This is a genomic window from Streptomyces sp. NPDC047453 (assembly GCF_040643155.1).
GTDB lineage: Bacteria > Actinomycetota > Actinomycetes > Streptomycetales > Streptomycetaceae > Streptomyces.
Window position 1 is genome coordinate 228,737 of the sequence record NZ_JBEYTS010000003.1, and the last position, 14,018, is coordinate 242,754.

Consider the following 14,018-nt stretch of genomic DNA (forward strand, 5'->3'; position numbering starts at 1 on the left):
CCCGTGCTGGTTTCGCCGCCGTTAACGGGCTGCGCGGCAGCCTGTGGGGCGTGACGAGAGCGATGACGCAAGCCGGTCTCCAAGGCCGTGCGGACAGCAGGCGGCTGCCGGTACGTGAAGTACGGCGGCTGGCCGCGCTGTTGACGCGGGCCATGGAGTCGGGTGAGCCGATGGCCCCGCTCCACCTCGCCTTCCCGGAGGTGGACGGCGCCGAGGCCGAACGCATCCGTGCGGCCCTGCTGGACCGCACCGCCGACGACGGCCCGTGCTGGGCCGTCATCGCCGACCCCGCACCCGACGGTGAGCGCTCGCTCGCCTATGTCACGGCGGGCATGGTGCACCCCGGTGGCCGTGTCCTCGTCGAGCGACCGGACGCCGTGGTGCTGCGGGCGCGGCTGCTGCTGCGCGTCGCACCCGGCTCCCCCGGCCTGCTGCCGCCGCTCGCTCTGTGCTGGGAGCTGCGCCGCCAGGTCTACGGGGAGGGACCCGGCCCCGCCGACCTGGTCGCCGTCAACGCCGGCGTGCTGCTGGTCGTCCCCGGCGACATGCCCGCCGAGGCGGCAGGGGGCCGGGAGCCCGGCACGGTGTCGTGGAGCGTGAGCGCGGCCGGCGATCCCGCCGCGAGCGGTGTCATCACCGCCGACGACGTCCGCGATGACCTCGCGTGGGCGGCGGGACTCGCCGGCGACCCCTTCGGGTACGTGCTGTCCCGGCCGCTCGGCCCGCCGCTCGGCCCGGGCGTCACCTCGGCGACGCTGACCGCCGAGGCGGCCGGGCTCACCCGCTCGGTGACCGTGGCGCTGGAGGCGCCACCCGTCACCGGGTCCCGGACGGACCCGGGCCCGACCGGTCCGCGTCCGTCCGGGACCGCCCAGGGGCCGCGGTCCGAAGCCACTGACGCCGGACCGCGCCCCGGCCGGTGACGCCCGCGGGCCCGCGATACCCGTTCTCGCCCAAGTGCCCCGCACGGCCCTCCGCGCCCCACCCCGCACGGCTTCTCGCGCCGTACTCGTACGGCCCGCCGACCCGTACGGCCCCTTCGACCCTCCGCCCCAGTGCCCTCCTCGCCCCTGCGACAGGCCTTCATCCGCCCGAGGTGGTAGCGATGCAAACCGACGCCCCGAAGACCCCGTCCCCGCACGCGGAAGCGACCCCCAGCTGTAAGGAAGCCCAGACCCGGGCCGGTTCGACGGCGACCGTCGCCCCGCCGGGCCGCACGAAGAGCGCTGAGGACCGGCGCGCGTCCGGCGGCGCCGTGGACCTCTTCCAACGGTACGCGGTCCTGCTGGTCCTCGTGGCCCTGGTGGCCGTCTACTCGGTGCTCGCCCCCGACACGTTCCCCACCATGGACACGTTCCGCGTGATCACCTCCACGCAGGCGGTGCTGATCGTGGCCGTGCTGGGTCTCACCCTGCCCTTCGCCGCCGGCGAGTTCGACCTGTCCTTCGGCGCCGTCATCGTCTGGGCGTCGACGCTCACCGCCGTCCTGACGAAGCAGCAGGAGTGGCCGCTCGCGGCCGCCGTACCGGTGGTGCTGGTCAGCTGTCTGCTGTGGGGAGCGCTCAACGCGCTGTTCGTGGTCGGCTTCGGCATCAGCTCGATGGTGACCACGCTCGGCTCCAGCACCGTGATCATCGGTCTGACGCTCGCGGTCAGCCAGTCCCAGGTCATCGCGGGCCCGCCCGAACTGCTCGCCAACCTGACAACCGGGAAACTCCTCGGTCTGCCCTACCCGGTGTGGTTCAGCTTCGTCGTCGCCGTCGTGGTCTGGCTGGTCCTCGAGCACACCCCGCTCGGCCGCTACCTGTACTTCACCGGTGAGGGCCGCGAGGTGGCCCGTCTCAGCGGCCTTCCCGTGGACCGGCTGCGCACCGGCGCGCTCATCGCCAGCGCCCTGTTCTGCGGTGTCGCCGGGATGATCAGCTTCGGCCGGCTGGGCAGCGCCGACCCCAACCTCGGCTCGTCGTTCCTGCTGCCGGGTGCCGCCGCCGTGTTCCTCGGCGCCACCGTCGTCCGCCCCGGCCGGTTCAACGCCTGGGGCACCGTCATCGCCGTGTACCTGCTGGTCACCGGCGTTACCGGACTCCAGCTCCTCGGCGGGGCGGGCTGGCTGGAGAACGTCTTCAACGGCGGCGCGCTCGTACTCGCCGTCACCTTCGCCCACGTCGTCGCCCGCCGCCGCACCCGCGTCTGAGGCAGCGCGCACGCCGTCCCCGGCATGTCCCTCACTGGAGGGAACGCCACGTACGCCCCCGGCACCACCTGGCACTTCCCCCGGCCGGAACGGCCCCGCACCGCCCGTGCGCAGGCGAAGCGCACGCCCACGACTCCACCCGAACGCCGAAAGGAACCCCCGTGCGAATCCACAGCCTCCCCCGGAGCAGAGCCGCAGGTGCCGCACTCCTCGCCGCCGCGCTGATCGTGCCGCTCTCCGCGTGCAGCACCGCCCAGGGCACCACCGAGAAGGCCGCTGACAGCAAGACCGTCGCCGCCGCCCGGAAAAGCGCGCAGGCCCTGGTCGACAAGGCCTCCGGCCCCACCGTGTTCAGCAAGCCCGGCGACGCCTTCGACATCACCGCGGCCCGCGGCAAGACGATCTGGGTGGTCACCCTCGACAACAGCATCCCGTACGTCCGCGCCGTCCTGAACGGGATGACGGAGGCCGGCCGCCAGGCCGGAGTGAAGGTCCGCGTCTTCGACTCCAAGGGCTCCACCAGCACCGCGGGCAAGGGTGTCGAGCAGGCGCTCGCGACCGACCCCGCGGCCGTGGTCGCCTTCGGCATCAACCTCAGCGAGGTCAGCGGCGCCGTCCGCGCCGCGCAGCAGGCCAAGGTACCGGTGGTCTCCGCGTTCAACGTGGACGCCAACGCGCCGCTGGAGGAGGGCGCCGCCGGTGCCGTGAGCGTCGACTTCTACGACTCCGGCCGGATCCTCGCCGCCCACGCGGTCACCGCGACCGACGGCCCGGTGCACGCCTCGTACCAGCACCTGCCCTCGGTCGCGACGTTCACGGCGCTGAAGAAGGGCCTCCAGGACGGGTTCAAGGAGTTCTGCCGCAGTGGCTGCAGCCTCTCCGTCGACGATCTCAACCAGGCCGACTTCAAGCAGGGCGCCGAACGGGTCACCTCCTCGACGCTGATGCGCAACCGCAAGCTGAACTGGGTGTTCCCGGCGATCGACGGCATCGCCCAGTTCACCGTGCCCGCGATCGAGGCCGCGAACCGGCCCGAGGTGCACGCCTCCAGCATCAACGCGGTCACCGCCAACCTGGAGTTCGTCCGCAATGGGCGCGTCCAGAGCGCCGACGTCGGCAACAACAACTCCTGGCTGGGCTGGGCGATGATGGACCGCAGCCTGCGCGCGATCGCCGGGCAGAAGGCGGCCACGACCGTCGTCCCGCTGAAGCTGTTCGTCAAGGACAACCTGAAGGGCAAGGACCTCACCGACGAGGACGCCCTGTTCGACGGCGCCGACTACCGCGGCGGCTTCACCGCCCTGTGGAAGACGCGATGACCGCGCCCGGCACCCTCACGGAACAGGGCGACGAGCGGCCCGAGGACGTCGGGTCAGGTGCGCAGCACCGGGGCATCCGGCTGGAGAGCATCAGCAAGACCTTCGGTCCGACCCGCGTCCTGCACTCGGTCTCCCTCGACTTCCCGGCCGGTCGCACCACCGCGGTCCTCGGCGAGAACGGGGCCGGCAAGTCCACCCTGTTCAAGATCCTCTCGGGCTTCCACGTCCCCGACGCCGGTGGCCGTCTCATCGTCGACGGCACCGAGCACCGGCTGCCGCTCACCCCGACCTCCTCCGCCGACCTGGGCTTCGCCTTCGTCCACCAGGACCTGGCCCTCGCCCAGACCCTCAGCGTCGCCGAGAACGTGTGCGTCGGCGCCCTCGTCACCTCCCGCGCCGGACTCGTGCGCTGGCGGGAACAGGCGAGGCAGGTCAAGGAGTTGCTGGACGGCCTCGGCATGGATATCGACCCCGCGGCCCCCGTGCACCGGCTGCCGCAGGGCGAGCGGGCGGTCCTCGCCATCGCCCGTGCCCTGTACGCGCGCGGCCGACGCCACTCCAGTCTGCTGGTCCTCGACGAGCCGACGGCCAACCTCACCGAACGCGAGCGCACCAGCCTGTTCGACGCGATCCGCCGGGTCACCGCCCGCGGCACCGCCGTCGCCTTCTGCACCCACCGCCTCGAAGAGGTCGGCATGATCGCGGACCGCGTGGTCGTGCTGCGCGACGGGCACCTGGTGTCCGAGCACGAGGCGGGCGACATCGCAGGACCCGGTGAACTCGCCGCCGCCATCATCGGATCCGCGCCCCAGGCGGCAGCCGCCCGGACCGCGCGCACCGAACCCGGCGCGCCCGTCCTGCGCGCCGAGGGACTTCGTGGCCGCACCGGCAGCCCCATCGACCTGACCGTGCGCGCGGGCGAGATCGTCGGGGTCACCGGGCGCGCGGGCGCCGGGCACGACTCCCTGCCCACGCTGCTCCTCGGCTCCGACCGCACCGCGGGCACCCTCACCGTCGGCGAGCGCACCCTGCGGGCCTGGCGCCCCTCGGCCGCGCTCGCCGCGGGACTCGCCGTCCTGCCCGCCGACCGCAAACAGCACAGCGGAGTGCAGAGCTTCGGCATCCGCGAGAACCTCACCCTGGTCAGCCTGCGTCGCCACACCCGCCGCGGCTTCGTCGACCGAACCACCGAGCGCCGCACCGTCCAGGACGCGATGGAGCGCTACGACGTACGGCCCCGCACCGAACCCGACCGGCCGCTCGGCACCCTGAGCGGCGGCAACCAGCAGAAGGTGCTCCTCGCGAAGTGGCTCCAGCGGCCCGGGCTGCGCTGCCTGGTGCTGCACGAGCCGACGCAGGGCGTCGACGTGGGCGCCCGCCGTGCCCTGCTCGACACCGTCACCGCGCTCACCGAGGAGGGCCTCGGCGTCCTCGTCGTCGGCTCCGACCACGAGGAGCTGGCCCAGATCTGCGACCGCGTCCTCGTGATGTCCCGCGGCGCCGTCGTCGGCGAACTCGACCGCCCGGCCGCGGACGAGATCTCGGCGGCGTGCCTGGGCGCGACGACGCCCGCGGCAGCATCGGCGGCGACGGGAGCGGCACCGTGACGGCGTACGAGGGTTCCGGGAGCGCGGGTCCGGTCGCCGTGACGGCCGGCGCGCGCCCCGGCGTCACGGCGACGACGGCCCCTGCCCACGGCACCCGGCGCTCCGTCCTCGTCCTCAACCCCAACAGCTCCGCCGTGGCCACTGGCCGCATCCGCTCCGGCGCCGAACTCTGGGCAGGTCCGGGCATCGACGTCGACGTGCGGTCGCTGACGGACGGTCCGGCGGGGGTCGACACCGGCGAGGACATCGCACTCGCCGCCGCGCTGACCCTCCGGGAGGCACCTCGGCTCGCGGTCGGGCGGGACGCGGTGGTCATCGCCTGCGGCCACGACCCCGGCCTCGCCGAGGTCCGCGGGCTGCTGCCGGTGCCCGTCGTCGGCATCGCCGAGGCCGCCATGCTCCAGGCCTGCCTGTACGGCGGCCGGTTCGCCGTACCGGTGTTCTCACCGCACTCCGTGCCACTGGTGCGGGGCCTCGTGCACCGGTACGGGCTCGACGCGCGGCTCGCATCGATCGTGCCGATGGCGACGGACACCGCCGCCGCCGTACGCGACCCGGAGGCGCTGCTCGACCAGTACGTGCGGGCCGGGCGCACCGCACGGGACCGGGACGCCGCCGACAGCCTCGTCCTGATCGGCTCCGTCGTCGGCGCCCTCGCCCCAGCCCTCGAAGCCGAACTCGGCGTCCCGGTGGTCGCCGGACTGCCGGCCGCGCTCGCCCTCACCGGCGCTCTGCTCACCCACCGCACACCCCAGGAGTCGATCCGATGAGCACCACCACCCTCGTCCACGGCGGTCCCGTCCTCGATGTGCGCCGCGGCACCTGGCGCGAGGGCGCCGCCGTTGTCGTCGAGGACGGGCGCGTCACCGAGGTCGTCGGCCGTGACGCCGTACCGCACGAGACGGGCGCCGAGATCGTCGACACCGACGGAGGGCACATCCTGCCCGGCCTCATCGACGCGCACGCCCACCTGATGAGCCGGTCCGGCGTCGAGGCGGACGCCGACCTCATCACGCGCAGCGTCGTCGACGGCGTCATCACCGCCCGCCGGTTCATCGAGTCCGGCATCACCACCGTCCGCGACCCCGGCTGCAAGCACCGCGGCATCCACGCGCTGCGCGCCGAGCTCGCCGCGGGTCGGGTGCTGGGCCCCCGTGCCTTCACGGCCGGTCCGAACGTCGTCGGCAGCGGCGCTCCCGTCGACTGGCGCAACGTCTTCGCCGACGGTCCGGACGCCGTACGCCGCGCTGTCCGGTTGGAGCGACTGGCCGGCGCCGACTTCATCAAGCTCGTCCTCAGCCACACCACCGCCGACTCCGACTGGGCGCTGTGCCTGCGGTACCTCAACGACGAGGAGATCGCGACGGCCGTCAGCGAGGCCCATCTCCTCGGGGCCCGTGTCGGCTGTCACTGCGAGGGCATCGACGCAGCCCGCGGCGCCGTCGCCGCCGGTGTCGACGTCATCGACCACGGCCTGACGATCGACGCGCCCCTCGCCGCCCGGATGGCCGCGCAGGGCACCGTCTACGTGCCCACCCTGTGGGCGTTCCGCACCGAGACCCACCTCAATGTCGGCAAGACGATCACCGAGGACCAGGCGGCCGTGTACGAGGAGCGGATCGGCGCCGTCCACGAGCAGTCGGTCGGCTACGCCGTCGAGGCCGGCGTCACGATCGCAGCGGGCAGCGACCCGATCCACTGGATCCCCGCCCGCGACGTCCTGATCTGCGAGCTGGAGGCGCTGACGGAGGCCGGACTGAGCGCCGCGGACGCGCTGCGCGCCGCGACCCTCGGCAGCGCCACCGCGCTCGGCGAGCAGGACAACCTCGGCAGCCTGGAGCCCGGCTACCGCGCCGACGTCCTCGTCGTCGACGGCGACCCGCTCGCTGATCTGCGCGCCCTCGGCCGACCCCGGCTCGTGATGAAGGACGGCCGCGTCCTCGTCGACCTGCGCGACGACAAGGCGGCGGCCGAGACCCTGTGGGCCGACATCGCCACCGGAGAGCCCGCTTCCGAGCGCCAGCCGGAGATCTGGCTGCGCCGCGACTGAGCCGGCCCGGCCCGGAACCGAGCCGGGCCTTCCGCACCACCCCACGACCCCGAAGACCCTTCGCAAGAGGAGCACCCCATGACCGTCACCGCCCAGGAATGGCACGAGCGGGCCGAGCAACTGCGCTGGGAGAAGCGCGCGTTCATCGACGGCGCCCACACCCACGCGGCTTCCGGCGAACGCCTCGACACCGTCTCGCCCGTCGACGGCCGCACCGTCGCCTCCAGCCCCGCCATGGGCCCGGCGGACGTCGACCGGGCCGTCGCCGCCGCTCGCCGCGCCTTCGAGTCCGGCGTCTGGTCGCGGATGGCACCGATCGCCCGCCGCGCGGTGCTGCTGCGGTTCGCCGAGCTGATCCGCCGCGACCGCGAGCACCTCGCGCTGGTCATGACCCTCGACAGCGGCAAGCCGATCGGCTCCACGCTCGGCGAGGCCGACCATGCGGCCGACGTGCTGCGCTGGTTCGCCGAGGCCATCGACAAGGTCTACGGCGACGTCGCGCCGACCGCGGACAGCGCGCTCGCCCTCGTCACCCGCGAACCCCTCGGCGTCGTCGCCGCCGTCGTGCCGTGGAACTTCCCGATCGGCATGCCGATGTGGAAGATCGCCCCCGCCCTCGCCACCGGCAACTCCCTCGTCGTGAAGCCCGCCGAGCAGGCCCCGCACGTCGTCCTCGCGCTCGCCGCACTGGCGGCGGAGGCGGGCGTCCCCGAGGGTGTGTTCAACGTCGTCACCGGTCTCGGCGAATCCGTCGGCCGCGCCCTCGGTCTGCACCCGGACGTCGACAAGGTCGCCTTCACCGGCTCCACCCAGGTCGGCAAGTTCTTCCTGGAGTACGCGGCCCGGTCGAACATGAAGAGCGTGTCGCTGGAGTGCGGCGGCAAGTCCCCCAACATCGTCCTGGAGGACGCGCCCGACCTCGCCGCCGCGGCCGAGGGTGCCGCGCTCGGCGCGTTCGTCAACCAGGGCGAGATGTGCAGCGCCGGCTCCCGCGTCATCGTGCAGGAGTCCGTGCGCGAGGAGTTCACCGAGCGGCTCGTCGAGGCCGCGGGCGCCTGGCGGCCCGGCGACCCCCTCGACCCGGCGGTGAGGATGGGCGCGCTCGTCGACGAGACCCAGCTCTCCCGCGTCCTCGGCTACGTCGGCATCGGCCGTGAGGAAGGCGCACGCGTCGCCACCGGCGGCGAGCGCGGACGCCGGGACTCCGGCGGCTGCTACATGGAGCCCACCGTCCTCGCCGACGTCACCAACGACATGCGCGTCGCCCAGGAGGAGATCTTCGGACCCGTGCTGTCCCTGATCACCGCGAAGGACGCCGACGACGCCGTACGGATCGCCAACGATTCCCAGTACGGGCTCGCCGCCGCCGTCTGGACCCGTGACGTCACCACCGCGCACCGGGTCTCCCGCGCACTGCGCGCCGGCACGGTGTGGGTGAACTGCTACAACCACTCCGACGTGACCGTCCCCTTCGGCGGCTTCCGGCAGTCGGGCACCGGCCGTGACAAGTCCCTGCACGCGATGGAGCAGTACACGCTGCCGAAGACGGTCTGGGTGAACCTCGGTGTCTGAGTCCACCCGGGGGACGGCACCGCACTACGCCGCGTCCGGTGCGCCGACGCCCCCGGCCGCCGGCCGGGTACTGGTCTCCGGCGGCACCGTCATCGGCCCCGACACCACCGAGCCGGCGGACGTCCTCGTCGAGAACGGGGTCATCACGGCAGTCGCGAGCCCGGGAGTGCTGCATCACGCCGACGCGGACGAGACGATCGACGCGGGCGGCTGCTGGGTGCTGCCCGGCGGCATCGACCCGCACACCCACCTGGACACCCTGATCCGCGGTCACCGCACCTGCGACGACTTCCACCGGGGAACCGCCGCCGCGCTCGCCGGGGGCACCACGTCGGTCGTCGACTTCTGCTACCCGGAGCCCGGCGAGTCACCGCTCGCCGCGCTGCACGCCTGGCGGGCCCGGATGCTCGCCCAGCGGCCCGCGGCGGACGTCGGCGTCCACATGGTGCTCGTCCAGCCCGGCGAGGACGAACTTGCCGAGCTGCCCCGCCTGGTCGCCGAGGGCGTCACCAGCATCAAGGTGTACATGGCCTACCGGGGCCGCCGGATGACGGACGACCGCGGGCTGCTGCGGATCCTGCAGTGCGCGGCCCCGCTCGGCATCACCGTGCTGGTGCATGCGGAGAACGGCGACGCGATCGACCTGCTCACCGCGCAGGCGATCGACCGCGGCGAGACCGCGCCGCACCACCACTCGCACACCCGCCCCGACCTGCTGGAGGCCGAGGCCGTCAACCGGATCGCGCACCTGGCCCGGGTCGCAGGCGCCCGCGTCTACATCGTCCACGTATCCGGCGCCACCGCACTCGACCCGATCCGCAGGGCCCGCGCGGCGGGCTGGGACGTGCACGGCGAGACCTGCCCGCACTACCTGGTCCTCGACGAGCATGCCCTGGAGGGCGACCTCACCACCGCGGCACAGGCCGTGTGCTCACCGCCGCTGCGCCGGGCCGCCGACCAGGATGCCCTGTGGCAGGCACTCGCCGACGGCAGCCTCGCCACGGTCTCCAGCGACCACTGCGCGTTCCGGATCGCCGACCAGAAGATCATGGAGCCGCGGTTCGACTGCATCCTCAACGGGCTGCCCGGCATCGAGCAGCGCATCATGCTGCTCCACCACTTCGGGGTCCGCACCGGTCGCATCACCCCGCGCCGCTGGGCCGACGCCGTGTCCACGGCCCCGGCCCGCATGTTCGGGCTGCTGCCTCGCAAGGGCCTGATCGCCCCCGGCGCCGACGCCGATCTGCTCGTCTTCGACCCGGAGCGCCGGCACACCCTCACGGTCGCCGACCACCACTCGGCCGTCGACCACCTGCCGTACGAGGGCATCGAGGTCATCGGCGCGCCCCGCGCTGTCCTCGCCGGCGGACGGATCGCCGTGCGCGACGGGTGCCCCGTACCGGGCCTCGCGGGCGGCGGCCGCTTCCTCGCCCGCACGCCCGGCGTCCCGCACGCACAGGAGCCGCGGCCCGCGGCCCCGGTCCTCCAGACCACCTGACCGCACCCACCTCAGCCCACGACAGCCAGGAGAGAGCACATGACCACCACCCCCGACCGTCCCTACGCCCCGCCGACCACGGTGTCCGTCTCCCGTGGGCGCCGCACCGACGCGTACCACCTGCTCACTCCCGCCAACCAGTTCCCGAGCCGGCTGCCCGGCTTCGACGGAGTGATCGTGAAGAAGCTGGCCACGCCGCGGCTGCACCGCGCCCGGTTCGGCTGGTACCTGCTGGAGATCGAGCCCGGCGGCGGCACCTCGGCCGTCACCGGCGCCGAGCACGAGCACTTCCTGCTCGGCCTCGACGGCACGCCGCACGTCCTGGCCGGCGGCGCCAAGCACGACCTCGCCGACCAGGGGTTCGCATTCCTGCCCACCGGCACCGGCTTCCAGCTGCGCAACGACGCCGCGACCCCGGCCCGGCTGCTGTGGATCAAGCAGGAGCACCAGCCCTGGCCCGGCGTACCCGCCCCGCAGCCGGTCAGCGGACGGATCGGCGACGCCGAGTACCGGCCCGGCTCGGTCGCCGGGATCAGCCGCGCCGAACTGCTGCCCGTCGACGCGCCCTACGACTTCTCGATGAGCGTGCTGTCCTTCGAGCCGGGCGCCGTCTTCCCGAAGGTCGAGGTCCACGACGAGGAGCACGGCCTGTGGATGCTGAAGGGCTCCGGGCTGTACCACCTCGACGGCGACATCATGGAGGTGGAGACCGAGGACTTCATCTACATGGCCCCGTACTGCCCCCAGTACTTCTACCCGACGGGCCCCGGCACCGCCGCCTACCTGCTCTACAAGGACATCAACCGTGACGGCTTCTGAGCACACCACCGACGCGACAGGCCCGGTACCCACGGGGACCGCGCTGCGCGACGCGCTGTGGGCGAGGATCGACGAACGCGCCGACGAATTCCTGTGCTGGCTCGTCGAACTCGCCGCACAGCCCAGCGTCAGCGTCACCGGTGAGGGCGTACGCGAATGCGCGGCGCTCCTCACCGACATCCTCAAGCGGATCGGCGTCGACTCCGAGACTCTGGAGACCGGCGGCAACCCCATCGTCTGGGCGACCCTCGGCGAGCACAACGCCGAGGACACCCCCCACCTGCTGATCTACGGCCACTACGACGTCGTGCCCGCCGGCGACCCCGCCGACTGGCCGTTCCCGCCGTTCGAGCCCACCGTCCACGACGGGGCCCTGTGGGGCAGGGGGGTGGGCGACAGCAAGGGCCAGCTCCTCGCCCATCTGTGCGCCCTCGCCGTCTGGACCGACGTCACCGGCGCCGCGCCACCGTTGCGGCTCGACCTGATGCTCGACGGCGAGGACGAGACGGGCTCCCTGAACACCCGCCGCTTCATCGCCGAACACCCGGAACGGTTCACCGCCGACGCCCTCTACACCTCCGACGCCTCCACGCTGGGCCTGTGGCAGCCGGCACTCTTCCTCGGCGTACGGGGCGCGCTCTACCTGGAGTTCACCTGCGAGGGCAGCCCCCAGGAGTGGCACTCGGCGAGCTACGGCGGCATCCTGCCGAACCCGGCGGACCGCCTCACCCGGGCGCTCGCGTCCCTGACCGACGCGGACGGACGCATCCTCGTCGACGGCTTCCACGACGGCATCGAACCGGTCCCGGAGTCGGTCCGGACCGCCGCGGCAGCCCTCCCCGGCACCTTCCTCCCCCCGGCCCAGGACCTGGGCGTCCGCGCCTACACCACGTCCGACCCGGTGGACGCGATGTTCTTCTCGCCGCGCATCTGCGTCTGCGGCATCGAGGCCGGGTACACCGGCGAGGGCCTGAAGATGGCGGTGCCGACCCGGGCGACCGCCAAGGTCGACATCGCCCTCATGCCCGGCCAGAGCCCGGCGCGCATTGCCCAACTGATCCGCCGTCACCTGGACGACCACGGCTGGGACGACATCACCTTCACCGTCCTCGCCGACTGCCCGCCCTCGTCGATCCCCGACACCCACCCGCTCGTCACCACGGCCCGCGCCGCGCTCGGCGCCGTGTGGGGCCAGGAAGCGGCGGTGATCCCGTCGATCGGCGGAGGAGGCGTCTTCGGCGCGTTCGTCGAGCACGCCGGACTGCCCTGCCTCCTCGTCCCGTACGGCCAGCCCGACCTCCAGGAGCACTCCTCGCAGGAGCACTTCTCCCTGGAGTGGTTCAGGAACGGCATCAAGACCAGCGCGGAAGTGTTGCGCCGCCTGGCCGAGGGTGAGGCCGCGGGGTGGACGCGCCGCGTCCCGTCGAAGGGGGCCAGATGACCGTCGTCGACGTCCACGCCCACATGCTGCCCTCCCAGGTGCTGGCCGGCGACTGGCCGCCGGCGCTCGCGGCGGGCCTGCGCACCACTGAGGACGGCCGCCTGCTCTCCCCCACCGGCGAACGCCTGCCAGCCCACTACCCGGAACTCACCGACCCGGCCGCGGCCCTCGCCCGTATGGACCGGCAGGGCGTGGACCGCGCCGTGGTCTCCCTGACCCCCCACGCGTACGCCCTCGGTACGGGACCGGAAGCGACGCGGTACGCCCGCGCGGCGAACGACGCGCTCGCCGCGTACGTGGGCAGCGCGGCGGCGGCCGGCCGGCTGACCGGACTCGCGACCCTGCCCGTGGGCCGCCCCGAGGACGCGGCGGCCGAACTGGAGCGGGCGGTCACCCGCCTCGGTCTCGCGGGCGCGCAGATCACCACGGGCCCGGTCGCGGGCCGCCCGCTCGACCGCGCGGACCTCGACGCGCTGTTCACGATGTGCGAGACCCTGGACGTCCCGCTGTCCCTGCACCCGTCCTACTGCGGTCCCCTGCACGACCCGGACCTGTTCCTGCACAACTCGGTCGGAGCCCCCCTGGACACGGCCCTCGCCTACGCTCGCCTTGCCGCCTCCGGCACCCTGGACCGCCATCCACGCCTGCGCCTGGTACTGGCCCACGGCGGAGGCGTCCTCGCCCAGCTCCTGCCCCGCCTGGACAACAACTGGCACTACCGCGCCGACCTGCGCACCCGCGCCCACCACCCCCCGAGCGCCTATCTGGACCGAGTCTGGTGCGACACGGTGGTCCACACCGCCCCCGCCCTCCGCTACCTCGAAGAAACCTTCGGCGAAGCCCACCTCCTCCTGGGCACGGACGCCCCGTACGGCACGGGAGTGGCGGACCCGGTCCCAGCCCTGGAACAGGCAGGCCTGCACCCCCACGCACTGGGCGAGAACGCCGAACGCCTTTTCCGCACGGTCCAGTCCGGGCCGACCGCGACGGACGAAGCATCGGCCTTGGTGGATCTCCGCGAGGAGATCATCCGCCTCGAGTCTTCGCTCCTCAGTGCCGAGGCGCGCAATGACGTCGGCCGCCTCGAACAGCTGATCCATCATGACTTCTACGAGATCGGGCGCACCGGAAGGTATTGGGAGCGCGAGGAGGTGATCCGCGTCCTCAACACCATCCCGGACCAGGTGCAGGGCGTGACCTTCGACCGGGTCGTGGAGCTCGCCCCGGGCGTCGTGCACATTCGGTTCCGCACCGAGGACGCCGTCGGCGTGGTTCACCGCAGCTCCATCTGGATGCGCGAGGACGGTCGCTGGCAGCAGCGATACCACCAAGGCACGCCAGACACCCAGGCCGGCTGACCGAGGCAACCGCGCGGCCGGCAGTCGGCGACGCCTGCGTGACGGGAACGACGCACGAGTCACGCAGCTCATCCCCTGGTCCAGGCCCTCCCACCCGTACGCGGCCGGCGAGGCGGCCCCGGCAGCGACCCTGCTGAAGCCACCGGAAAGGGTGCCGGCA

The 14,018-nt window shown here is 73.2% G+C and carries 11 protein-coding genes; all 11 read left to right on the plus strand.

The genetic code is table 11. From position 1 onward, the window contains the following. Positions 1-50: 50 nt before the first annotated feature. The 11 genes from ABZ818_RS05310 (at position 51) to ABZ818_RS05360 (ending at position 13,858) form a co-directional block, all read left to right on the plus strand. Positions 51-923, plus strand: coding sequence for a hypothetical protein (locus tag ABZ818_RS05310; protein WP_361411073.1), 873 nt, complete (start codon positions 51-53; stop codon positions 921-923). Positions 924-1,105: 182 nt separating this feature from the next. Further along, positions 1,106-2,194 (plus strand): ABC transporter permease, encoded by a 1,089-nt coding sequence (locus tag ABZ818_RS05315; protein ID WP_361411076.1) that lies wholly within the window; start codon positions 1,106-1,108, stop codon positions 2,192-2,194. 161 nt (positions 2,195-2,355) lie between these two features. Further along, positions 2,356-3,513: a substrate-binding domain-containing protein gene (locus ABZ818_RS05320; protein WP_361411079.1), complete on the plus strand. Its 1,158-nt coding sequence runs from the start codon at positions 2,356-2,358 to the stop codon at positions 3,511-3,513. Then, on the plus strand, positions 3,510-5,120 hold the full coding sequence (locus ABZ818_RS05325) for a sugar ABC transporter ATP-binding protein (protein WP_361411082.1): 1,611 nt from the start codon (positions 3,510-3,512) through the stop codon (positions 5,118-5,120). Before ABZ818_RS05320 ends, ABZ818_RS05325 begins: the two co-directional genes overlap by 4 nt. Then, positions 5,117-5,890: an aspartate/glutamate racemase family protein gene (locus ABZ818_RS05330; RefSeq protein WP_361411085.1), complete on the plus strand. Its 774-nt coding sequence runs from the start codon at positions 5,117-5,119 to the stop codon at positions 5,888-5,890. Before ABZ818_RS05325 ends, ABZ818_RS05330 begins: the two co-directional genes overlap by 4 nt. Then, positions 5,887-7,170, plus strand: a complete 1,284-nt coding sequence (locus ABZ818_RS05335; RefSeq protein WP_361411088.1) for an amidohydrolase family protein — start codon at positions 5,887-5,889, stop codon at positions 7,168-7,170. The genes ABZ818_RS05330 and ABZ818_RS05335 overlap by 4 nt, the downstream gene beginning before the upstream one ends. A 78-nt stretch (positions 7,171-7,248) precedes the next feature. Then, positions 7,249-8,742, plus strand: a complete 1,494-nt coding sequence (locus tag ABZ818_RS05340; RefSeq protein ID WP_361411091.1) for an aldehyde dehydrogenase — start codon at positions 7,249-7,251, stop codon at positions 8,740-8,742. Then, complete coding sequence (gene hydA, locus ABZ818_RS05345; RefSeq protein ID WP_361411094.1) at positions 8,735-10,240, plus strand: dihydropyrimidinase; 1,506 nt, start codon at positions 8,735-8,737, stop codon at positions 10,238-10,240. The genes ABZ818_RS05340 and hydA overlap by 8 nt, the downstream gene beginning before the upstream one ends. A gap of 39 nt (positions 10,241-10,279) precedes the next feature. Continuing rightward, positions 10,280-11,059 (plus strand): (S)-ureidoglycine aminohydrolase, encoded by a 780-nt coding sequence (allE, locus tag ABZ818_RS05350; protein WP_361411097.1) that lies wholly within the window; start codon positions 10,280-10,282, stop codon positions 11,057-11,059. Then, positions 11,046-12,500, plus strand: coding sequence for a M20/M25/M40 family metallo-hydrolase (locus tag ABZ818_RS05355; protein ID WP_361411100.1), 1,455 nt, complete (start codon positions 11,046-11,048; stop codon positions 12,498-12,500). Before allE ends, ABZ818_RS05355 begins: the two co-directional genes overlap by 14 nt. After that, a complete protein-coding gene (locus ABZ818_RS05360; protein ID WP_361411103.1) occupies positions 12,497-13,858 on the plus strand; it encodes an amidohydrolase family protein in 1,362 nt (453 codons plus the stop codon). The genes ABZ818_RS05355 and ABZ818_RS05360 overlap by 4 nt, the downstream gene beginning before the upstream one ends. Positions 13,859-14,018: the final 160 nt, after the last annotated feature.